This is a genomic window from Burkholderia ambifaria AMMD, from assembly GCF_000203915.1.
GTDB lineage: Bacteria > Pseudomonadota > Gammaproteobacteria > Burkholderiales > Burkholderiaceae > Burkholderia > Burkholderia ambifaria.
In genome coordinates this window covers 2,450,548-2,472,301 of the sequence record NC_008390.1, presented here as the reverse complement: position 1 = coordinate 2,472,301, position 21,754 = coordinate 2,450,548, and the positions used below count along the sequence as shown (strand labels likewise).

General features: G+C 62.5%; 17 protein-coding genes and 1 tRNA gene. 4 read left to right on the top strand and 14 right to left on the bottom strand.

Annotation, left to right across the window (positions count from 1 at the left end):
* Position 1 precedes the first annotated feature (1 nt).
* The 8 genes from BAMB_RS11305 to BAMB_RS11270 form a co-directional block, all read right to left on the bottom strand.
* Complete coding sequence (locus BAMB_RS11305) at positions 2 to 733, bottom strand: MotA/TolQ/ExbB proton channel family protein (protein WP_011657446.1); 732 nt, start codon at positions 731 to 733, stop codon at positions 2 to 4.
* A 34-nt stretch (positions 734 to 767) separates the two neighbouring features.
* On the bottom strand, positions 768 to 1,499 hold the full coding sequence (locus tag BAMB_RS11300; RefSeq protein ID WP_011657445.1) for an energy transducer TonB: 732 nt from the start codon (positions 1,497 to 1,499) through the stop codon (positions 768 to 770).
* A gap of 217 nt (positions 1,500 to 1,716) precedes the next feature.
* Entirely contained in the window at positions 1,717 to 1,953 is a 237-nt protein-coding gene (locus tag BAMB_RS11295; protein ID WP_006755389.1) for a (2Fe-2S)-binding protein, read from the bottom strand.
* A gap of 149 nt (positions 1,954 to 2,102) precedes the next feature.
* A complete protein-coding gene (murI, locus tag BAMB_RS11290; RefSeq protein WP_011657444.1) occupies positions 2,103 to 2,966 on the bottom strand; it encodes a glutamate racemase in 864 nt (287 codons plus the stop codon).
* 46 nt (positions 2,967 to 3,012) lie between these two features.
* On the bottom strand, positions 3,013 to 3,489 hold the full coding sequence (gene bfr / locus BAMB_RS11285; protein WP_011657443.1) for a bacterioferritin: 477 nt from the start codon (positions 3,487 to 3,489) through the stop codon (positions 3,013 to 3,015).
* 193 nt (positions 3,490 to 3,682) lie between these two features.
* A complete protein-coding gene (locus BAMB_RS11280; protein ID WP_011657442.1) occupies positions 3,683 to 5,206 on the bottom strand; it encodes a fumarate hydratase in 1,524 nt (507 codons plus the stop codon).
* A 34-nt stretch (positions 5,207 to 5,240) separates the two neighbouring features.
* Entirely contained in the window at positions 5,241 to 5,846 is a 606-nt protein-coding gene (locus tag BAMB_RS11275; protein WP_011657441.1) for a TIGR00645 family protein, read from the bottom strand.
* 114 nt (positions 5,847 to 5,960) lie between these two features.
* Complete coding sequence (locus tag BAMB_RS11270; protein ID WP_011657440.1) at positions 5,961 to 6,869, bottom strand: DMT family transporter; 909 nt, start codon at positions 6,867 to 6,869, stop codon at positions 5,961 to 5,963.
* A 322-nt stretch (positions 6,870 to 7,191) separates the two neighbouring features.
* Between BAMB_RS11270 and acs the strand changes: the two genes are divergently transcribed.
* From acs to BAMB_RS11255, 3 genes are all read left to right on the top strand, one after another.
* Positions 7,192 to 9,174, top strand: coding sequence for an acetate--CoA ligase (gene acs, locus BAMB_RS11265; protein ID WP_011657439.1), 1,983 nt, complete (start codon positions 7,192 to 7,194; stop codon positions 9,172 to 9,174).
* 85 nt (positions 9,175 to 9,259) lie between these two features.
* Positions 9,260 to 9,604, top strand: coding sequence for a DUF4212 domain-containing protein (locus tag BAMB_RS11260; protein ID WP_011657438.1), 345 nt, complete (start codon positions 9,260 to 9,262; stop codon positions 9,602 to 9,604).
* 3 nt (positions 9,605 to 9,607) lie between these two features.
* Positions 9,608 to 11,623 (top strand): sodium:solute symporter family protein, encoded by a 2,016-nt coding sequence (locus tag BAMB_RS11255; protein WP_011657437.1) that lies wholly within the window; start codon positions 9,608 to 9,610, stop codon positions 11,621 to 11,623.
* Positions 11,624 to 11,769: 146 nt separating this feature from the next.
* On the opposite strand, the gene BAMB_RS11250 is transcribed toward BAMB_RS11255, so the two are convergent.
* The 5 genes from BAMB_RS11250 to BAMB_RS11235 all read right to left on the bottom strand — a co-directional run bounded on the left by BAMB_RS11250 (position 11,770) and on the right by BAMB_RS11235 (position 19,550).
* On the bottom strand, positions 11,770 to 12,021 hold the full coding sequence (locus tag BAMB_RS11250; protein WP_011657436.1) for a PAAR domain-containing protein: 252 nt from the start codon (positions 12,019 to 12,021) through the stop codon (positions 11,770 to 11,772).
* A gap of 160 nt (positions 12,022 to 12,181) precedes the next feature.
* Complete coding sequence (locus BAMB_RS35300) at positions 12,182 to 13,105, bottom strand: hypothetical protein (protein WP_127456326.1); 924 nt, start codon at positions 13,103 to 13,105, stop codon at positions 12,182 to 12,184.
* Positions 13,102 to 16,071, bottom strand: coding sequence for a calcium-binding protein (locus BAMB_RS11245; protein ID WP_011657435.1), 2,970 nt, complete (start codon positions 16,069 to 16,071; stop codon positions 13,102 to 13,104). Before BAMB_RS11245 ends, BAMB_RS35300 begins: the two co-directional genes overlap by 4 nt.
* Positions 16,072 to 16,122: 51 nt before the next feature.
* Positions 16,123 to 18,630, bottom strand: a complete 2,508-nt coding sequence (locus BAMB_RS11240) for a type VI secretion system Vgr family protein (protein WP_011657434.1) — start codon at positions 18,628 to 18,630, stop codon at positions 16,123 to 16,125.
* Between the two features lie 829 nt (positions 18,631 to 19,459).
* Positions 19,460 to 19,550 (bottom strand) — tRNA-Ser (locus BAMB_RS11235).
* 217 nt (positions 19,551 to 19,767) lie between these two features.
* On the opposite strand from BAMB_RS11235, the gene BAMB_RS11230 reads away from it, so the two are divergent.
* Positions 19,768 to 20,388: an HAD family hydrolase gene (locus tag BAMB_RS11230; RefSeq protein ID WP_041491220.1), complete on the top strand. Its 621-nt coding sequence runs from the start codon at positions 19,768 to 19,770 to the stop codon at positions 20,386 to 20,388.
* Between the two features lie 34 nt (positions 20,389 to 20,422).
* On the opposite strand, the gene BAMB_RS11225 is transcribed toward BAMB_RS11230, so the two are convergent.
* On the bottom strand, positions 20,423 to 21,535 hold the full coding sequence (locus tag BAMB_RS11225; RefSeq protein ID WP_011657432.1) for a fatty acid desaturase: 1,113 nt from the start codon (positions 21,533 to 21,535) through the stop codon (positions 20,423 to 20,425).
* Between the last annotated feature and the right edge of the window lie 219 nt (positions 21,536 to 21,754).

The following is a 21,754-nucleotide window of genomic DNA, read 5'->3' as shown; positions in this document are numbered from 1 at the left end:
CTCAGCTGGCGCGCGTCGCAAGACGCAGGCCGTCGCGGGGCGACGACGACGCGAGGCGCGCGCCCGTCACGAAGTAGGCGTGCAGACCGTGTGCGAAGCGGCGCAGCTTGCTGACGACACCCTTGTTCGCGCGGGTCAGCGCGTTGTAGCCGAGCACGGCGGGAATCGCGACGAACAGGCCGAAGGCCGTCATGATCAGCGATTCGCCGACCGGGCCCGCGACCTGGTCGATCGACGTCTGGCCGGTTGCGCCGATCACGAGCAGCGCGTGGTAGATGCCCCAGACCGTGCCGAACAGGCCGACGAACGGCGCCGTGCTGCCGATCGACGCGAGAATCGCGAGGCCGGCCTGCATGCGCGAGATGCCTTCGTCCATCGTGTCCTTCAGGCAGCGGGTGACCCAGTCGGACACGTCCATGCGGTCGTGCAGGTGCGGCTGCGTCTGATGGTGGTGATCGGCGGCTTCCTTGCCCGACAGCGCGAGCGCGAGGAACGGGTTGTCGCTCGGCGTCGATGCGGTGAGACCGAGCTTCTTGATGCCGTCGTCGAAGTCATCCGAATGCCAGAACGCCTGTTCCGCGTTCTTCGTGAGGCGGTTCAGGCGAATCACGTTCCAGCCCTTGACGATGATCACGATCCACGACAGGACCGACATCACGAGCAGCGTGATCGCAATGGCGCGCGTGACGAAATCACCTTGCGCCCAGACGTGCGCGATACCGTAGCTTTGCATTTTTGTTTCCTTTGAATCTTCCGGATGAGGCAGGTTAGTCGGTGAGCCCGAAGTTGTAGGGCTGTGTGCGGGCGGCGCGGATCGCCTGGCCGTTCTCGATATACGGACGGCAGGTGGTCGAGCGCATCGCGTCGAGTGCGGCATCGTCGAGGCGCGGATAACCGCTGCTCTTCTGCAGCTCGACGCTTTCGATCTTGCCGGTCACGCCGACGACGAAGTGAACATAGGCGGTGCCCGATTCGCCGCGGCGACGCGACATCGACGGGTAGTCGGGTTTCACGAAGTTGCATTGAAGCGTCGGCACGTTCTTGGGCGCGCTGACCTGCATCGTTTCGCGAGCCGGGCTGGGCGTTGCGGCCGGCGCAGCAGCGGCGGGCGCGGCGGGCGCCGGCGTCGGATCGGCAGCCGGCGCGGGTGTCGGCGACGGAGCAGGCGATTGCGCCACCGGCTGAGGCGCGGGCTTCGCCGCCTTCTGCACCGGCTTCGGCTCGACCTTCGGTTTGACGCGCGGGGTGGGCTTCGGCGGCGCGGGTTGCGGGATCGATTCGGCCGCGACCTGCTGGGCGATCGGCGCAGGCGTGATGAGCTGCGCGGTGATCGACTGGACTTCGACCGATTTCGGCGGCGGCGCGTTGCGATGGAGCCACGCGGCCGTCAGCATGATCGCGTGTGCGGCAAGCACACCGACCGCGACCGTGATGACCCGGGGATTCATACGTGGAGCAGCCGGCAGGATGCCGGCAGGAGCGGATTGCGAAGCCTGCATGTTAGCTTGAAAGAACGACGTCGCACCCGGGGCGCGGCGGGTGAATCGGCACTACTTGCGGAAGATCAGCAGCGAGATGCAAACGGTGGTCACAAATCCGATCAGCAATTCCATGACAGGCTCCTTGGCAGGTAAGCCGCTGGCTCGCGCGGAAAATGGCTTGCTGACGGTCGGACATAAAATGCGGCGGCGGCCGCATGCGCACGCTCGGCGCCGCTCAGGCGGCCTTGCGGTCGTAGAACGTGACCGGGATCGGATGAGCGTGGTGCTCGACGCCGCACCGGCTCGCGCAGACGCCTTGCTCGGCCATGAGGTCGCGTACGGACTCCTCGCACTTGCCGCAGCACGTGGCCACGCCGAGCTCGAACTGGAGTTCGTCGAAGGAACCCACGCCCTCGGCGAGGGACGCGCGAATCTTGCGATCCGAAACTGACTTGCACACGCAGACGATCATGATGAGTTGCGATAGCTAACGGTAATGCGAATTATTATCATTAAATTTGCGGAGGTTGACAAGCCTGGGTTCGGCTTTTTTTAAGGTCATCGGACCCTTCAAACGGCGGGATAGCAGGAGAGGGCGTGCCGGCGGTGCGCCGGCGCGCGTCAGGCGGTCGCGCAGGCGCGCGCGTTCGGCGAGGAAATGGTGACGGATTCGACGGGCGCGTCGAGGCCAAGCAGCGTCGACGCGAGTGCGTGCAATTGCCGGCCGTCGCCCGTCGAGCAAAAGCGCGGCGGCGCGGCACGCGTGCCGGCCGGCGCGCGCAGGCCGCGTTCGTCGAGCACCCGCGCGAGCTGGCGGGCGATGGCATCGCTCGTGTCGACGATCGTCAGGCGGTCGCCAACAATGTCACGAATCGTTTCTGTGAAGAACGGATAGTGCGTGCAGCCGAGCACCAGCGTATCGGCACCGTCGTCGAGCATTGGCTGCAGATAACGCTCGAGCAACGTGCGCAATGCGGGGGAGTTCGTGTCGCCGCGTTCGATCGCTTCGACGAGCCCGTGGCCCGGCTGGCAGATGAAGCGGCGGCCGGCGCCGTAGCGGTCGAGCAGCGCCTGGAAGCGCGGACTGTTCAGCGTCGATTGCGTCGCGAGGACGCCCGCGACGCCGGTCGTGGACAGCGCGGCGGCCGGTTTGATGCCCGGTTCGACACCGACCAGAGGTATCGACAGGCGTTCGCGGATCGCCGCGATCGCTCGCGCCGTTGCCGTGTTGCACGCGATCACGAGCGCTTTCGCCCCTTCGCGGGCGAGCCACTCGCCGATGGCCAGCGTGCGTTCCGTAATGAACGCCTCGTCGCGCGGCCCGTACGGCGCGTGCTGCGAATCGGCGACGTAGACGAACGACTCGCCGGGCAGGTGCGCGCGCACGGCGCGCAGCACCGACAGGCCGCCGAGCCCCGAATCGAAGAGCCCGACGGGGCCGGCGGGGCGGGCCCCGGAAGCGGCTGGCTGGTGCGTCATCGTCATGCGGACGGCGAGGTGGCGGGCGTGGCGGTGGTGGCCGTGATGGCGCTTACTCGGGCGAACCCATCATCGTCTGCTGGTAGTTCTGCAGGCCGACCTTGCCGATCAGGTCGATCTGCGTTTCCAGCCAGTCGATGTGCTCTTCGGTGTCGTCGAGAATCTTTTCGAAGATCTCGCGCGACACGTAGTCACGCACCGATTCGCAGTAGGCGATCGCTTCCTTGCAGGTGTTCTGCGAGATCTGCTCGAGCTTCAGGTCGCACTTCAGGATCTCTTCGGTTTCCTCGCCGACGAGCAGCTTGTGCAGGTCCTGCAGGTTCGGCAGGCCGTCGAGCATGAACACGCGCTCGATCAGCCAGTCGGCGTGCTTCATTTCGCCGATCGATTCGTCGTATTCATGCTTGCCGAGCTTGTCGAGGCCCCAGTGCTTGTACATGCGCGCATGCAGGAAGTACTGGTTGATTGCCGTGAGTTCGTTCTTCAGTTGGGCGTTCAGATATTCGATGACTTTCTTGTCGCCTTGCATGGCTGTTCCTTGTTCAGTGGGGCTTCAGAAACCGAACGATAATCGCTCGACCGAGAAAAGCCAAGCCTCGAAGCCTTGCCGGGCCTGCCTTTTGCGTGTAATGAGAATCAGCCTTGCGTAACCGGCCGCGCGCGAGAATGAGAATGGGAAGTAAAAAGGCCGGACGCTTGTCCGGCCTTTCGTTCGATCGCGCTTAAGCGGTTGCGACCGGGATCTTGCCGATCTTTGCCTGCCACTCCTTCGGACCGGTCTGGTGCACCGACGTGCCCGACGAATCGACGGCCACCGTCACCGGCATGTCCTGCACGTCGAACTCGTAGATCGCTTCCATGCCGAGATCTTCGAATGCGAGCACCTTCGCGCCGCGGATCGCCTTCGACACGAGGTACGCCGCACCGCCGACCGCCATCAGGTAGGCCGCCTTGTGCTTCTTGATCGCATCGATCGCGACCGGGCCGCGTTCGGCCTTGCCGACCATCGAGATCAGACCCGTCTGAGCGAGCATCGTCTCGGTGAACTTGTCCATCCGCGTGGCCGTCGTCGGGCCTGCCGGGCCGACCACCTCGTCACGCACCGGATCGACCGGACCCACGTAGTAGATCACGCGGTTCGTGAAGTCGACCGGCAGCTTCTCGCCCTTCGCGAGCATGTCGGCGATGCGCTTGTGCGCGGCGTCGCGGCCCGTGAGCATCTTGCCCGACAGCAGCAGCGTCTGGCCCGGCGCCCAGCTCGCGACTTCTTCCGGCGTCAGCGTGTTCAGGTCGACGCGCTTGCTGGTTTCGGTGTTCGGTTCCCACTGGACCTTCGGCCAGGCGTCGAGCGACGGCGCTTCAAGCTTGGCCGGACCCGAGCCGTCGAGCACGAAGTGCGCGTGGCGCGTGGCCGCGCAGTTCGGGATCAGCGCGACCGGCTTCGACGCCGCGTGCGTCGGAGCGGCCATGATCTTCACGTCGAGCACGGTCGCGAGGCCGCCGAGGCCTTGCGCGCCGATGCCGAGCGCGTTGACTTTCTCGTGCAGCTCGACGCGCAGTTCCTCGACCCAGTCCTTCGGACCGCGCGCGATGATTTCCTGAATGTCGATCGGCTCCATCAGCGATTCCTTCGCCATCAGCATCGCCTTTTCAGCGGTGCCGCCGATGCCGATCCCGAGCATGCCCGGCGGGCACCAGCCGGCGCCCATCGTCGGGACCGTCTTCAGCACCCAGTCGACGATCGAATCCGACGGGTTCAGCATCACGAACTTCGACTTGTTCTCCGAGCCGCCGCCCTTCGCCGCGACCTGCACGTCGACCTTGTCGCCCGGCACGATCTCGTAGTGGATCACGGCCGGGGTGTTGTCCTTCGTGTTCTTGCGCGCGCCTTCCGGCGGGTTGACGATCGATGCGCGCAGCACGTTGTCCGGGTGCGTGTAACCGCGGCGCACGCCTTCGTTGATCATGTCTGTGAGGCCCATTGTCGCGCCGTCCCAGCGCACGTCCATGCCGACCTTCACGAAGATCGTGACGATGCCGGTGTCCTGGCAGATCGGGCGGCGGCCTTCCGCGCACATGCGGCTGTTCGTGAGGATCTGCGCGATCGCGTCCTTCGCGGCCGGGCTCTCTTCCAGCTCGTACGCGCGGCCGAGGGCCTGGATGTAGTCGAGCGGGTGGTAGTAGCTGATGTACTGCAGCGAATCCGCGATGCTCTGGATCAGGTCTTCCTGTTTGATGACGGTCATGGCTGAGACTCTGTGGGGACAGTGGGGAATGCGTTTATGCGTTGACGGCTGCTTCGGCCGGCTTGCGGGACTCGTTCGCTGCCGGCGCGTGCGTCTCGTGGAAATGGGCCGGGTGCGTATGGGTCGTCAGGCGGTCGACCCACGCCATCACGAGCGCCGATACGAGGAACGACACGTGGATGATCACCTGCCACATGATCGCGTGCGTCGTGTGCTGGTCCGGGTTGATGAAGGTCTTCAGCAGGTGGATCGACGAAATGCTGATCAGCGCCATCGACAGCTTGACCTTCAGCACGCCCGCGTTCACGTGGTCGAGCCACTCGGGCTCGTCGGGATGGCCCTCGATGCCGAGGCGCGACACGAACGTTTCGTAGCCGCCGACGATCACCATGATCAGCAGATTCGAGATCATCACGACGTCGATCAGGCCGAGCACCGCGAGCATCACGCTGATCTCGTCGAGGCTGGTCGCGTGCGACAGCAGATGCCAGACTTCTTTCAGGAACAGGAATACATAGACGGCCTGCGCGACGATCAGGCCCAGATAAAGCGGCACCTGGAGCCAGCGGCTCATGAAGATCAGCGCGGGAAGGGGGCGTAGCGAGCGACGGGTGTGGCCGGGCGAATGCGAGGCAGACATGATGGAGGTACGGGGCGCTGTGCGCAGGTATCGGGGGTAATCTTGAAAAGGCGCGCTATTGTAACGCGTCGGCCGGCGCGACTGCAGCGACGCGCCCGGAGAGCCGGGGACGGATCAGGCAGCCGCGGCCGGCGCGCGTTTCACGCGCAGGCTCGCGAGCACGATGCCGGTGACGACGCACGCGAGCGCGATGCCGTGCGCGGGCGTCGGGCGTTCGCCGAGGAACGCGATGCCGTATGCGGCGGCCGCGACCGGCAGCACCGCGCTGAACACGCCGGCGAGGCTGCCCGGCACGTGCCGGATGCCCTTCATCCATAGCCAGAACGAGAAGATGCTGGCCGACAGCCCGTACCAGACGACGAGCGCCCACGTACCGGCCGGCACGCTCGCGTAATCGAACTGCCACAGCGCCGTCGCGCCGAGCGGCAGCATCAGGCACAGGCCGAACAGGTGGGTGTACGCGCAGATGTCGATCGGCGCGAGCGTCTGCGTGAGCCGGCGCGACAGGATCACGTAGATCGATTCGCAGCAGACGGCGCCGAGGATCAGCAGGTTGCCGGTCAGCGAGCCGGACGAGGCGGCGCCGGCGTCGTGCGCGGACGCGCCGCCGTTCGCGAGATTGATCGTCACGACGCCGGCGATCGCGAGCGCGATCGACACGAGCGCACGGCCGTTCGGTTTTTCACGCAGGATCAGCCACGCGAACAGCGCGACGATGGCGGGGATCGTGCTGGTGATCACGCCGGCCGCGACCGCGCTCGTGCGCTGCACGCCGTTGAGCATCAGCAACGTGAACATGAAGGTGCCGAAGAACGCCTGCAGGAACAGGTTCAGCCATTCCGCGCGCCGGACCGCGCGCATCTTCACCGGGCTGAACAGCGGCCACAGGACGGCGATCGCGATCACGAAGCGCAGCGTGGCGAGGATGGCGACCGGGACGAAGACGACGATGGATTTACCGATACCGACGTTGCTGCCGACGAACAGCATCGACAGAATGAGGAAGAGGGCGTAGCGATTCAAGCTGGAGTCCGGGGGGCGAGTTCAGTTACGATTGTAGGGTCGCAGTTGTAACAGCGTAAAGCCGACGGCCAAGCGCCGACCGTGGCGCGGCGGCGTGCGAAACGGCGAGGCCGCGTAAGTGATGGGTAAGTTCGAGCGCTTATCGTGGAAATCGCCGGGCCATACGTTCACCGTCGCGTGACGTGGTGCGGCGCAGCATCGTGCGGGCCTTCGAGGCGCGCGCAGGTGGTGGGAGACAGCGGCGCACGCGTGCGCCGGCCAAGACGCGGTGCGCACGATCGCGCCGCCATGCAGAGGATTCATGTTCACCAAGGGGTAGTCGATGTCTGCGATTGAATCGGTTCTTCACGAAACCCGTCAGTTTGCGCCGCCCGAGGCGCTTGCGAAGGCGGCAACCATTTCCGGCATGCCGGCCTATCAGGCGCTGGCCGCCGAAGCCGAGCGCGATTACGAGGGCTTCTGGGCGCGTCTCGCCCGCGAAGGCCTTTCGTGGCACAAGCCGTTCACGAAGGTGCTCGACGAGAGTGACGCGCCGTTCTACAAGTGGTTCGACGACGGCGAACTCAACGCGTCGTACAACTGCCTCGACCGTCACGTCGAAGCCGGCAACGGCGAGCGCGTCGCGGTGATCTTCGAGGCCGACGACGGCACCGTCACGCGCGTCACCTATGCCGATCTGCTCGCACGCGTGTCGCGCTTCGCGAATGCGCTGAAGAAACGCGGAATCGCGAAGGGCGACCGCGTCGTCATCTACATGCCGATGTCGATCGAAGGCATCGTCGCGATGCAAGCCTGCGCACGCATTGGCGCGACGCACTCGGTCGTGTTCGGCGGCTTCTCCGCGAAATCGCTGAATGAGCGGCTCGTCGACGTCGGCGCGGTCGCGCTGATCACCGCCGACGAGCAGGCCCGCGGCGGCAAGACGCTGCCGCTCAAGAGCATCGCCGATGAAGCGATCGCGATGGGCGGCTGCGAAGCGGTGAAGAGCGTGATCGTCTATCGCCGCACCGGCGGCAAGGTCGACTGGCACGCCGGGCGCGACCTGTGGATGCATGAACTCGCGGACGCCGAGTCCGACACGTGCGCGCCGGAGTGGGTCGGCGCCGAGCATCCGCTGTTCATCCTGTATACGTCCGGCTCGACCGGCAAGCCGAAGGGCGTGCAGCACAGCACCGGCGGCTACCTGCTGTGGGCCGCGCAGACGATGAAGTGGACCTTCGACTGGAAGCCCACCGACGTGTTCTGGTGCACGGCCGACATCGGCTGGGTCACGGGTCACACGTACATCACGTACGGGCCGCTTGCGTGCGGCGGCACGCAGGTCGTGTTCGAGGGCGTGCCGACCTATCCGGACGCCGGGCGCTTCTGGAAGATGATCGGCGATCACAAGGTCACCGTGTTCTACACCGCGCCGACCGCGATCCGCTCGCTGATCAAGGCCGCCGAAGCCGACGACAAGGTCCACCCGAAGAGCTACGACCTGTCGAGCCTGCGCATCATCGGCACCGTCGGCGAGCCGATCAATCCGGAAGCGTGGATGTGGTACCACAAGCACGTCGGTCAGGAGCGCTGCCCGATCGTCGACACGTGGTGGCAGACCGAAACCGGCGGCCACATGATCACGCCGCTGCCGGGCGCGACGCCGACGGTGCCGGGTTCGTGCACGCTGCCGCTGCCGGGCATCATGGCCGCGGTGGTCGACGAGACCGGCCAGGACGTGCCGAACGGGCAAGGCGGGATCCTGGTCGTCAAGCGGCCGTGGCCGGCGATGATCCGCACGATCTGGGGCGACCCGGAGCGGTTCAAGAAAAGCTATTACCCGGAGGAACTCGGCGGCCGGCTGTACCTGGCCGGCGACGGCACGGTGCGCGACAAGGACACCGGCTACTTCACGATCATGGGCCGCATCGACGACGTGCTGAACGTGTCGGGCCACCGGCTCGGCACGATGGAGATCGAGTCGGCGCTGGTCTCGCATGAGCTGGTGGCGGAAGCGGCGGTGGTCGGCCGTCCGGACGACACGACGGGCGAGGCGGTGGTCGCGTTCGTGGTGCTGAAGCGTTCGCGCCCGGAAGGCGAGGAAGCGGCGGCGCTCGCGAAGACTTTGCGCGACTGGGTCGGCAAGCAGATCGGGCCGATCGCGAAGCCGAAGGACATCCGCTTCGGCGACAACCTGCCGAAGACGCGCTCGGGGAAGATCATGCGGCGCCTGCTGCGCTCGCTCGCGAAGGGCGAGGCGATCACGCAGGACACGTCCACGCTCGAGAACCCGGCGATCCTCGATCAGCTCGCCGAAGTGCGCTGATCGCACCTGTTGCGCACGTCGTGCGCACGAGCCCCCGCGCGGCAATCCCGATTGTCCGCGCAGGGGCTTTTGGCTAAATAACGGCATGACCGTTCCGTCCCGTCCGGCGCGTGCCGCGCCGCCGCCCGTTCCCGAGCCGCTCGCGCGCGCTCATGCGCGCTATTGGCGCTTCAACGTCGCGCTGATCCTCGTGCTGATGGCGATCGGTTTCACGGTGTCGTTCGTCGTGCCGTTCTTCGCGCCCGCGCTCGCGGGCATCCGCTTCGCCGGTTTCAGCCTGCCGTTCTACGTCGGCGCGCAGGGCGCGATTCTCGTGTATCTGGTGCTGATCGTCGTCTACATCGGCCTGATGCAGCGCGCGGACCGTGCGCTGCGGCGTGCGTACGACGAGCATGCCGCGCACGCGGGCAATCCGCACCATGCCCGCTGATCCATGCTGACGCATCGACTGATTCGCGCGTACGCGCTCTACACGCTCGGCTTTCTGGGCTTCGTGCTGCTGCTGTGGCGGATCGAGCGCGCGGCCGGCTCCGGCGTCTGGATCGGCTACGTGTTCCTGTTCGTGCCGATCGCCGTGTATGCGGTGATCGGGCTGCTGTCGCGCACGTCCGATCTCGTCGAATACTACGTGGCCGGGCGGCGCGTGCCGTCCGCGTTCAACGGGATGGCGACCGCGGCTGACTGGCTGTCGGCGGCGTCGTTCATCGGTCTCGCCGGCTCGCTTTACGCAACCGGCTACGATGCGCTCGCCTACGTGATGGGGTGGACGGGCGGGTTCTGCCTCGTCGCGTTCCTGCTCGCGCCGTACGTGCGCAAGCTCGCGCGCTACACGATTCCCGATTTTCTCGGCACGCGCTTTTCGAGTACGGCCGTGCGCGCGCTGGCGGCCGGTGCGGCGATCCTGTGCTCGTTCGTTTATCTGGTCGCGCAGATCCAGGGGATCGGGCTGATCGCGACGCGCTTCATCGGCGTCGACTTCGCGATCGGCATCTTCTGCGGGCTCGCGGGCATTCTCGTGTGCTCGTTTCTCGGCGGCATGCGCGCGGTCACGTGGACGCAGGTCGCGCAGTACATCATCCTGATCAGCGCGATCCTGATCCCCGTGTCGCTGATCGCGATGAAGAACGGGCTCGGGCCGGTGCCGCAGTTCAATTACGGCAAGCTAATGGAGCGTGTGGCGGCGCGCGAGGCGCAAGTGCGCGACGCGGCCGAGGAGCAGCAGGTGCGCGATGCGTATCGCGGGCAGGCCGCGCTCGTCCAGGCGCAGCTCGATCGCTTGCCCGGATCGTATGCGGACGCACGCCGGCAACTCGTCGACCAGCTTGCGGACCTGCGGCGCCATAACGGGCCGCTGCGCGAGATTAACCAGCGCGAGCGCGAGCTGGCCGACTTCCCGCGCGACCCGACGGGCGCGCGCGTGATCTGGACCCAGGCGCGCGACGACCTGCTGGCGCGCGCCGAGCCGCCCGTGCCGATGCACGAGCCGTTTCCTGCCGCGAGCGACGACGAGCGCAAGCCGCGCGAGCGGAATTTCCTGGCGCTGCTGCTGTGCCTGTCGCTCGGCACCGCGAGCCTGCCGCACATCCTCACGCGCTACAACACGACGACGTCGGTGGCGTCCGCGCGGCGCTCGGTCGGCTGGACGCTGTTCTTCATCGCGCTGTTCTACCTGAGCGTGCCGGTGCTCGCGGTGATGATCAAGTACGAGATTCTCACCAGCCTTGTCGGGCGGCCGATCGCCGAGCTGCCTGCGTGGGTCACGCAGTGGCATCACTTCGAACCGGACCTGATCAGCGTCGTCGAGGTGATTCGCGACGGCATCGTCCACTGGTCGGAAATCCAGATGCAGCCGGACATGGTCGTGCTGGCCGCGCCGGAGATCGCGGGGCTGCCGTATGTCGTGTCGGGGTTGATCGCGGCCGGTGCGCTGGCCGCGGCGCTGTCGACCGCGGACGGATTGCTGCTGACGATCGCGAATGCGTTGTCGCACGACGTCTATTACTGCATGGTCGCGCCCGATGCATCGAGCCAGCGGCGCGTGACCGTCTCGAAGGTGCTGCTGCTCGGCGTTGCGCTGTTCGCGTCGTATGTCGCGTCGCTCAATACGGGGAAGATTCTGTTTCTCGTCGGTGCGGCGTTTTCGCTCGCGGCGTCCAGTTTCTTTCCGGTGCTCGTGCTGGGGGTGTTCTGGAAACGGACGACGACGCGCGGCGCGATCGCCGGGATGGTGACGGGGCTTGCGGTGTGCGTGTACTACATCGTGTCGACGTATCCCTATTTCACGCAGTTGACGGGGTTTGCGGGGCGGACGTGGTTCGGGATCGAGCCGATCAGTTCAGGCGTGTTCGGGGTGCCGGCGGGGTTTGTGGTGGCGATCGCGGTCAGTCTGGTCGATCGGGAGCCGGATGAGTATACGCGGGCGTTGGTGGATTATATTCGGCATCCGTGAGGGGGGAGTGTGTCGGCGGATCAACGGAAAAGCCGCTTGATTTCTGGAGAATCAAGCGGCTTCACGTTTTCGTCTGTGACCCAAGACAATCTCAACGCGGCGAGCGGTGATGACCGCTTTTACATCGGTCGGGCAATGGGTGTCAGTCAGAGGAGACTCGAAATCAGGTGACAGCCACACGTCGCGCGATGGCCGTGCCGTGCGATCGGTATTCCGTCATCAGTCATCGATGGATCGCCTTCCTCGATGAGGTTAGGTGACACGTCAGGATGTCGCGGGCACGACACGCGGTCGCCCTTGCGGGCGACATAGCGGCCGTCGAAGCGCATGGTCGTGGAGGCGGTTTCGACCTTGCCGTCGTGGTCCGTGTCGTCACCGATGCGGATCAGGTTGATCATGACTCAGTCTAGAAAAATGGCTCTCAAGTAATGCCGGCGGCTATCTGGATGACTCTAACGGAGCGGGCCGGCGCCCATTAACGATTCTCCGGGGGATCGGCAACGGTGGCTTACCATCATCGTCGTGCGTCCGGATTGTCTAATCAGGCAAGTGAGCGGATCAAATACCATCCGGGACTGCGAAGAAGTGAAGTTGCCGACCCTGAGGCTGAGCAACCCAGACTCCGTCAAGCTGATTTCCTTGCCTCGTTGCCGAAAATTTACCGGTTATCCTTTTTTGTGAATCTTCCGTGTATTCACTCAGGCTAATTTTTCCTTCAGTATTGTTGCCAATCAAATTGAGGTCGCCACCTTTGTTCTGATATCGATATGTCCCGCGAATCGATGTTCCACTCTCGGTAATCGACATCTCAATTGGGTAGCTCCCTATGCCGCCCCGAAATTCCATTGTAGAGCCAGGCAGCTTGGGAACGCATGATTTGTAGCAAACCAAACTTTCTGGTGTGGCTCCCAGTTTGTTGGGGTAAATGTAGGTGCGATTTCCAATTGCTCTGCCGTCGAGGTTGTGAATGGTCAGTTCTGCAAGTCGAAATCCATCTTGAATCTTGCTCTTGGAGTCGGGTGACCTTGCTGGTTTGAAGTTGTTCTGCCATTGTGACGCGGCGCTCCATGAGAACTTCGATAATTCTCTTGGCTCGCTTAAGGAAATTTCGTCGCCGGACCAGACTGCGTATCCGCGCTTGGACGATTCCTGTGCCTCGATCGAGAAATATATGACTCGATCAAATGATGCGCCGTTTTTTGATTTTATAATTGGCACAATTACAAACGACTTGTCGGCGGAATCGCTCTCCTTTACCAAATAATATTCCCCGCTGCGCAACATGACATATGTGCCCTGCATGGATATGTTGTTAACCTCTTTCCCTGCGAGGCTAATTTTTTTGCCGTCACTTGTGTGTATTAAATTCCATTGATCATCGATGCGAAATTCGCACGACGTTTCGCTTGAACATTCTTTGGCCGCCACAATTGATGTTGGAATCAACAGCGAAATTAGAGCGATGCGGGCTATCTTCATCATGATTTTGATTCCTTCAGGATTTCCTCGAATTTCTTGGCGTATCCGGCAATGATGTCTGCCTTGTCAAATCCATTAATTATTTGCCGGGCATCATGATAATTTGTTGTTGACTCATTTATGAAATCCTTTAATGAGGATCCAGTGAATGTTCCTTGCGTCATGCCTATAACCATAATTCTTAATGCTACATCCCATTCGCACGCCATTTCTGGGTGATCAACGAGAGGGACGTTTAGCAGGCTTTCAAATGTTGAATATTTTCCTTTCCATGTGATTTGCACGAGGCCGCGGCCACGGTACTTAAAGCCGTCGCCGTCAGCAGCATTACCCATTTTTCGTGCGTAATCCGCTCGTCTGGCAGTTTGGCCAACTCCGTAGTCAATTTCCGCCTTCTCGTAGCTGATTCCTTCAGCTCTTGGGCCAAAGAAAACTCCGTTAATCCAGTCGTAGCACTCCACTCTCGCTGTTGCCAGCATATAGGAGATTTTCGGGATATCACAGCCGCCGCTGCCATCAATGAAATATTTTCTTATTCCATTTATAAGTTGTCGCAAATTTTGCTCGGATTCTGAATTCAGTGGTTTAAGGGTTGATTTTTTCGAACCCGGGTTATCATACCAGCCGAAATCTTCAGAGTGTTGCTTCTTGTATTCTTCAATGAATTTGTCGGTATCGATGCAATTGCACGATTGTTTGAAATTCCCAATCAGCCCAATCGGATGGAAATGCCATGGCTTCGGCTCTTTAGGAAGAATCTTCGCGTCGATGCTCTGAACTTCCTCCCACCACTGAAGCTTCTTGATCCGGTCCATCTCGTTCTGCCATTTCCACGGCACGAGCTTCATATGGGGCAAGATGTCCTCCCACTTCCCCATGTTGCCGCCCCATTCGCTCTCGCTCTTCACGACCATATGCGAGATTGCCTCGGCCAACCACTTCGTTTTTTGCGCATCCGCCAGTTCTGCCGCCGTTACCTTGCCATCGTGATTGACATCAATGGCCTGTTCGAGCTTCTGGATGAGGTCACTGGTGGCCAACGCATCCGCACTCGGTTTGAAGTTGTCCTGATCCTCTCCCATGGCGAGTCCGGCGACGAACAGATAACGCTTGAACATATCGACCATTGTGGTCGAACTGTTGTCGACGAGTTCGAACCCCGGCCAGTCCCACGGGCTGCACAGTTTCACCTTGGGATGGTCCTGCTCGCGCACCCATCCTTGACGAGTTCCACCGTCTTTCGTGCCAACGGTCACGTTCCACCAGCGCTTGGCTTTTCCACTCGCGTCCTTGTCTTCTCGTGCCAAGCTCTGCGGACCCTCCTTGTCGAGATCGATTATCCGCAACACATTGCTAAAGTCCGTGCCTGGCCCCTCTGCCTGACTTACTTTTAGCGGAAAGTCTTTCCAGCCCTTGACAGGGGCTGTTGTCATTTGATTGATCAGACCCAGGCTGCTGTCGACCCAGAACGGGCTACCGGTCGACGTCTCGATGGGCTCCGGCTTTTTCGCTGGCTTTGGCTTGTGCTTCCCTTTGCCAGCAGGAGCAGGCGGCTCCGGCTGCTCGGCGGGCATTTTCACGGTCTTGGGCTGCACCTTGACCCATCGCGATTTCGGATCGCTGACCGGTACCAGCTTCAAACCCGTCTGCTCGAGGGTGTAATCCGGATCGGGCGCTTTCGTCACGAGTTTCGCGCCCTTCAAAATTTCCAGAAATGGCTTGTCCGTCTCTGGCAACTCCTGCGCGCGTGCCTGACTCTTGGTGATGAACGCAGGAAGATCGGGGCCTGCAAAGATTTCGAGATGGAGCAACGGCCGAGTGGGTAGCGGAGGGGTAGGCTTGGCTTCCCTATAGCGCTGGTATTGGCCGATATGCGCGACGACGTCTCCCGCCTTGACGGGATACGGCTTCTTGAGCACGACCACCTTATCGACGGGGCCGGACTGAGGGATCGGCGCCAATTCGGAAACGAAAACGTAACCCCACTTCAACTGCACATCGGGCGACTGACCGACGACCGGACCCACCGGATCACCTTTAATGATCTTCGTGATTTTTGCCCAGCCCTTGCGCCCACCGTTATCGGCCTCGTTCACGGTAAGTTCCGTTCCCTCGGGCAGCAAACCGAGCAGTTTCCCGTTCGGAATAATCCGAACCCGCACACCCGCTACAGGCTCCGGCAATACATCGTCCGGGCCTTGTTGCTGCGGCGACGAATCGTCGCCGAGCGCACCGGGATCGATCGGCTTGCGTTTGGGAAGATCCTGCTTGTTCGGTTTCAATGCGCGATACGAACGGTCGACTTCCCAGTAGGGCGCAGGCTTAAGTTGCGGTGCCTTGGGATCCGCATTGGCCGTTTTTGGCTGATCGAGCGCCGCCTTATACGTTTTCCAGTCGAGCGTATGCATGTACAGACTGAAGAACGTCAGTGTTTCACCGGGCGGCGGACCGGAGGACGCGGGTGCTGGTGTCGGGGCTGGCGCCGGAGGCGTTGCATTGCCCCCTGAGGGGGGGGATCCGGCTGGTGCATTTGCGGGGGCGGGTGCTGGTTCCGTCTTTTTCGGTGCGGGTGGCAATTGCAAAGTATGGCGGATCAGCACAAAGCCCCGCGAGTACAAGGCATGACGCTGGTCCTGATAGGTCAGCGTAGGGTATTCGCTATCGAGCCGGTACGCGACGACCTCCCCGGTGGCAATCGCGCGTACACCGTCGTCCTGTTTCAGCGCCTCGCCGGTCTTCTGGCCGAAGTGAATGCCGCCGTGCCAGATGCCACTGGCCCCCAGCGGATAAAAACCATCCTCCGCGGTCGCAAGTACCTTCATGTAGGTCATGGGATCCGTGGTATCCGGAGTTGCACCTTCCTTGGTCGCAGGCGAAAACGGATAGCTCCATGCAAGCGGCGTGTACGCCGGCTTGGCGTCCGGCTCGGGCTTTTTCGGTGGTTGTTTGGGAGGGTGCTTGTCCGTCATGGCAATTTGAATCGCAAGTCGTTATCGTGCTTCAGAAATGGGGTGTCCCGATCAACCGGAAAAATCGTCCGCGTAACCGCCGTGCTTTGACACCGGCGTGCCGTTCAACGGGTCTCGCAACGTCATGGTGGATGCCCCGGGTTTGTCCCACGACGCGCATTTCTCGAGAATCTGGCCCGACGTCCCGTTCTCGATCATGTCAGGCGTGATCTTGATATACGAACCACCGACGTTAAGAATCAGTTCCTTTTCCGCGCGCAAGATCATCCGTCCCGACGCGCTCTCGATCTTGACGTCCTGCTGCGCCAGCATCGTCAGCGCATCGTTCTGAGCCTGGATTTCGATGGGACCTTTGGTCGCGAAGATTTTGATCCCGAGGTTTTGCGCGTACAGGCTGATCTTGTCCATCACGCTCGCGAGAAGCGACTTCCCGCCCGCAAGGTTGACGTTCTTCCCCGCCACGAGGTTGACCTGTTGATTCGCCGACGCGTGAATCGATTGCTGGCTGGAAAGTCCGACGCCCGCCGGGCTCGACAGCAGCAGCGCCGGCTTCGCAAACCCACTGGCGCTCCCCGTTCCGCCGCCGGCCGTGCGCCCGCCTTGTGTTGCGCCCGGCACACTATGCTGCGTCATCTCGGTAAAGGCTTTCAGCGCATCGCTGCCGTCCTGCAGGCTTTCGGCCCGATTCGTTTCGCTCGCCTGCGAGACCGTCTCGAATACCGCTTCCGAAGCCGCGAGCTGATCGGTCGCAGCCGACACGTTCATTGGCTGCACGGCGGCTGGATGGGTTGAGATAGACAGCCCCTGAACCGCCCGGATCGCGCCGTGTGCCTCCGATTTGAGATCGAAGCCACTGCCCACGAACGAGCCGCGCGTGTTATCGGACTGTTCGATCAGGTAGCCAAGGTGGAGGTGCGACGCATAACTCGTCGTGGAAAGCTGGACCCGATTCTGGCCGCTTGCGTCATCCAGCACGAGCTGGTTGAAGCCGTCTCCACCGTATTCGCGGGACCGAAATCCGGACAGCAGGCCGTGCGTATGCCATACCGGCATCGTCGCGCCACCATGCAATCTCGAGATGATCACCGGCCGGTCGCAATCGCCATTTACGAATCCGAGGAGCACCTGGTCATCTTTGCGCAACGGGAAATAGCCGCCGCGCCTAGAGCCGGCGTCCGGCATCGCCGCACGAATCCACGACGTCGACTTCGTATTGCGATCGTTTCGACTGTTCGATGTCCGGACCCGCACACGGTTGCCGTCGTCCGTAAGGATTTCTTCATCGCTGTCCGTCACGACAATCGCCGTCTGCAAATGCATCTCCGGCTTCTCGTGCTCGAACGGGCTGCGGAACGGCGTCTTGCGACGTTGCGCTTCGATCTCGACGTGGAAAAATCCGACGCCGCCATCGCGGTGACTCACGGTCGCACCCGTCCCAGCCGCCTGGACCTGTTCGATCTCGCTGCGCAGGCTGCGCGGAAACCGCGTCAGCGCATCCAGGCCGGGCAGATTGTTTTGAATCAGCCAGTCACTCGCGATAATCGACAATTCGCGCTCTTCCTCCGGCAGGGCATCGAGAACCGGATGCCCCGACACCTTGAACCAGTAGCCGGGTAGTGCATAGCGCGGGCTGCCGATCGCGAAATAGCGCTTTGCTCGCGACGCCCATTCCTCGGTGCGGATGCGGGCCTGCTGTTGTCCGGCATCGGATTCGGCCCAGGTCTGTGAGCCGGTATAGAGATAGTCTTCACCTTGGCCGGGCAGATCCTCCAGATCGGCCGCCGGCGTACTGACCTGTTTGTCGAGGTCCGGACGCTTGTAGTCGGCGGTGCCGAGCGTCAGCGTCGCGCTTTGGGCGTCCTGCTGTTCGCTTAACTGGGTGAGTCCGTCGAAATCCTCGTCGGTACCTGCGTGGCTGAACTTCATCTCCGAATTCGGCAGCGACGGCCCGAAATACAGGTCGTCCATCATGACGACCTTGTGCGACTTGCCGTCCTTTGCGAAATCGAAGCGCGGAAACACGCCGACTTCCTCCAGACTCCGGTGCACGAAATTCCAGTCAGTCTCCCACTGCACGCGGTGCGAATACGAGCGCATCGCCGCGCGTAGTTCCTGCCCATAGTTGCCGGACGCCTGCGGATGCTTGTCGAATACGTCGGTGAGAATCTGCCAGCCGCTGGCTTCCTGCCAATCGCGCCGATCGCTGCTGAGCTTCAAAAAGCTCAGCCACGAAGAGAACTGAAGCTGAAAATACGAGACGGTTCCATCATTTCCAAGGCGGCGCGCCCGCTGCACATAGCCATGGATCGGCAGATAACCGCCGTCGGTCTGGCGAATCCAGAGCGTGACGGGTTGCAGCATGAGAGCGCTAAGCTTGATCTTGTCGCCCATGACGGATGAGGCGTCAACGGTCACCTCGAAATTGCGCCCGAGCCGCGCGTTGATCTTGACGTACAGCGGCGTGAGCCAATCGTCGCCAAGCGGCGTGTCAAGTTTCACGATGCGATCGAACTGCGCGTAGCCTCCGCGCAGCACCTTCAGCAAGACTTCCCCGCTCATGCGATTACCCCGTTTCGTGCAGAACGCGTCCGACTATCGCTCGACATCCAAATGCCGGAATGCGTACGCGTTGCAATTAAATCTTTCAAATAAATAACAATATATTTCAATAATATTTCGACTGAACATCGCAATTCGCCAGAAGGGAGCCTGGATTGATTGCGCGAAAGATCATACCAAAGGCAGTTCGGTACGATAACTCTGCGGTAACGATCTTTGAAGGTTTACTCCAAGCTGTCGCTAGCGTCTTTTTGTGACTTTTCGTTGCTTATCGAAATGCGTTTGGTTTCAATTCGAAAATGACTGGGATATGGAAAGCCGGATCATCGTTTTTTCAGGGAGCGCGCCATGTATTGGCGATTCGGCTAGGACACGTCCTGATGTTCATCAGGGCGCCACGAGTTGCCGGAGGATGGATGTCCCGAGGCGATGAAGTGCGCACACCACGAAGGCTAGAGAGAGATCAAATTCCGGGACCTGCCGAATTGATACGCGAATTGCTTTCGATCGAGACAGCAGTGGTGGGGCCTGGCGTCCGATTGCCGGAAAGGTACGCGATGGGTCTCGGAGAGCGACGCCACGGATATGGAGAATGTGTCGGCCGGCGAGACAAGGCAGTCGGACTAAAACGTACAAGTGTGGGCGACTCTAGGCGCCTTCGAGCACGAAGCATGCACGACGGGGCGGACCCGACACCTTGCGACGAGTGGACCATTCCCATAGCGGTCGCGAAAGCATCGGCGAGGCGCCGACACGATTTGACGTCACGCCGCATGTTGCAAAAAAGCCCCGCAAATCGTTTGATCTTGCGGGGCTTTCGCACTGATTCTGGCGGAGAGAGGGGGATTCGAACCCCCGATAGGCGATTAACCTATACACGCTTTCCAGGCGTGCGACTTAAACCACTCATCCATCTCTCCGGAAGACCGAGAGTATAGCAAACTCCCGCGGCCTCCCGCCACCCCCTTTGACGAGCGGCTGTAAGCTGCCGGAAATCCGGTTTCCGTGGCCGGCGCGTCCGTGCCGCAGTATGCGACCTCGCGGCGATCATCGACGCGCTCGACGTGACCGGGGATGACCGCCCCCGCCCCCGAGTCTGCTATCTTCCCCCGCATCTCATCGCTTCCCCACCTCTCCATGACTGACCGTATCGTCGCCGCGTTCGATTTCGACGGCACCATCACGACCACCGACAGCTTCCGCCATTTCGTCCGCTACGCGGTCGGCACGCCGCGCTTCGCGTGGGCCGGGCTGCGCGCGCTGCCGTGGATCGCCGCGATGAAAGCCGGGCTGCTGTCGCGCGGCGATGCGAAGGCGAAGTTCGCGTGGTTTGCATTCGGCCCGATGGGCGACGACGCGCTCGATGCGCTCGCGCGCCGGTTCGTCGACGGCTATCTGCCGAACCTCGTGCGTCCGGACATGCTGGAACGGGTGCGCGAGCATCGCGCGCGCGGGCACGAAGTCGTGCTGGTCAGCGCGTCGCCGTCGCTGTATCTGGAGAAGTGGGCGAAGACGGCGGGCATCGACACGGTGCTCGCGACGCACCTCGCGTTCGAGCGCGGCAGGTTCACCGGGCGGCTGAACGGCGAGAACTGCTGGGGCCCGCAGAAAGTCGTGCGGTTGCGCGGCTGGTGGGGAAATCGGACGCCCGCGAAACTGTTCGCCTACGGCGACAGCCGCGGCGACAAGGAAATGGCCGAACTCGCGAACTGGGCATGGATCCGCGGGCACGGACCGATGCCGCCGATCGGCGATTGATGGACTAACGCGGGCGCCGCGCCGCGCGCCGCCGTTACGCGTCGGCCCGCTGCACGCTGCGCATCCCCCGATCTGGACGATACGCGCCCCAGCGATTCGCCCGCCTGAACGTGCCGACATCGTTGAACCGCACGCCGACTTCACGCAGCGCCGCATGCGCGCTGCGCGCGGTCAACTGCCTGATGTAGAACGGATCGCGCACCACGAAGTGATGGATCGCGTGCGTGCTGCCGAAGTTGAAGCAGAACAGCTGGAACGGCAGCATCCACCTCGGGTTGAGCACCTGAGTCTGCTGGATCACGTTGCGCGAATCGATGTCGCCGAAGTAATGCATGTTCGAGCTGACGAAGTTGATGCAGAAGCTGCGCACGAAATTCGGCCCGAGCCACACGACCGCAAGGAAATCGACGACGTGCATCACCCGCTCGACGGCGGCCGGCACGGTGATCGGATGGCCGAACGCACGCAGCGCGAACAGCCCGACGTGATAGACGATGAACGCATGCCACAGCGCGTAGTACGCGTGACCGATCGGCATGTAGGACGACACCTGCTCGACACGCAATTGCATACGTTCGGACGCATCCTGAGCCAACTGCGCGGCGACGTACTGCCTGACCTTGCGGCGCATCGCATCCGGCCGCAACACGACGGCGAGCATGCCGTCCGCGATCATCAGCAGCCGCTTCACGCCCCAGCGTTCACCGTTGGTGATGCCGAATTCCTCGAGATCCGATTCGCCGCCCGATACCTTGTGGTGATGCAGGTGCATGCGCCGGCGCGTCCACGGGTTGATCGTGCCCGGCCGCGTGAGCCAACAGAGCGCCATCATCAGGTGATAGGCCCACGGCGTCTTCTTGAAGTACATCAGGTGGATCAGGTCGTGCTCGAGTTCGTGGATCAGCGACGTGACGAACGCGGCGAGCGGCAGCGCGACGTACCACGCGATTGCGCCGTGCGCATACAGCCACGCGATCGCGAGCATCGCGCTGACCGACACGGCCATCACGGTCGCGCCGACGAGGTTCTGGTTGTCCAGCAGCGGAAAGCGCGCGCGGAGCGCGTCGCTCGCGGCGTTCACCTCGCGGCGGACATACGCGACCTTGTCGGCGTCGTGTCGAAAGGCGGTTCGTGCGGGTTGGCTCATCGACCGGAATCCGTGCGGAAAGAGTGGGGCGCAATGCCGATGTGACAAGCATAGGCGCACCGCGTCGCGCACACGAGGGCCGCCGGTGCCAATGATGGTGTCATTTCGGGCCACGATCGCCGGCGCGACGGCGACCGCTGCGGCCCCGCGCGGCTAGAGTGCCGCCGTGGTGTCATTGCGGGCCAGCGACGCTACAATCCGCCGAAACCGCACCGGAGT

What these genes read in the sequence shown, in the direction of transcription:
- BAMB_RS11305 (WP_011657446.1), bottom strand. Translation starts at nt 733, where the DNA reads ATGCAAAGCTACGGTATCGCGCACGTCTGGGCGCAAGGTGATTTCGTC.
- BAMB_RS11300 (WP_011657445.1), bottom strand. Translation starts at nt 1,499, where the DNA reads ATGCAGGCTTCGCAATCCGCTCCTGCCGGCATCCTGCCGGCTGCTCCA.
- BAMB_RS11295 (WP_006755389.1), bottom strand. Translation starts at nt 1,953, where the DNA reads ATGATCGTCTGCGTGTGCAAGTCAGTTTCGGATCGCAAGATTCGCGCG.
- murI (WP_011657444.1), bottom strand. Translation starts at nt 2,966, where the DNA reads ATGACGATGACGCACCAGCCAGCCGCTTCCGGGGCCCGCCCCGCCGGC.
- bfr (WP_011657443.1), bottom strand. Translation starts at nt 3,489, where the DNA reads ATGCAAGGCGACAAGAAAGTCATCGAATATCTGAACGCCCAACTGAAG.
- BAMB_RS11280 (WP_011657442.1), bottom strand. Translation starts at nt 5,206, where the DNA reads ATGACCGTCATCAAACAGGAAGACCTGATCCAGAGCATCGCGGATTCG.
- BAMB_RS11275 (WP_011657441.1), bottom strand. Translation starts at nt 5,846, where the DNA reads ATGTCTGCCTCGCATTCGCCCGGCCACACCCGTCGCTCGCTACGCCCC.
- acs (WP_011657439.1), top strand. Translation starts at nt 7,192, where the DNA reads ATGTCTGCGATTGAATCGGTTCTTCACGAAACCCGTCAGTTTGCGCCG.
- BAMB_RS11260 (WP_011657438.1), top strand. Translation starts at nt 9,260, where the DNA reads ATGACCGTTCCGTCCCGTCCGGCGCGTGCCGCGCCGCCGCCCGTTCCC.
- BAMB_RS11255 (WP_011657437.1), top strand. Translation starts at nt 9,608, where the DNA reads ATGCTGACGCATCGACTGATTCGCGCGTACGCGCTCTACACGCTCGGC.
- BAMB_RS11250 (WP_011657436.1), bottom strand. Translation starts at nt 12,021, where the DNA reads ATGATCAACCTGATCCGCATCGGTGACGACACGGACCACGACGGCAAG.
- BAMB_RS35300 (WP_127456326.1), bottom strand. Translation starts at nt 13,105, where the DNA reads ATGATGAAGATAGCCCGCATCGCTCTAATTTCGCTGTTGATTCCAACA.
- BAMB_RS11245 (WP_011657435.1), bottom strand. Translation starts at nt 16,071, where the DNA reads ATGACGGACAAGCACCCTCCCAAACAACCACCGAAAAAGCCCGAGCCG.
- BAMB_RS11240 (WP_011657434.1), bottom strand. Translation starts at nt 18,630, where the DNA reads ATGAGCGGGGAAGTCTTGCTGAAGGTGCTGCGCGGAGGCTACGCGCAG.
- BAMB_RS11230 (WP_041491220.1), top strand. Translation starts at nt 19,768, where the DNA reads ATGACTGACCGTATCGTCGCCGCGTTCGATTTCGACGGCACCATCACG.
- BAMB_RS11225 (WP_011657432.1), bottom strand. Translation starts at nt 21,535, where the DNA reads ATGAGCCAACCCGCACGAACCGCCTTTCGACACGACGCCGACAAGGTC.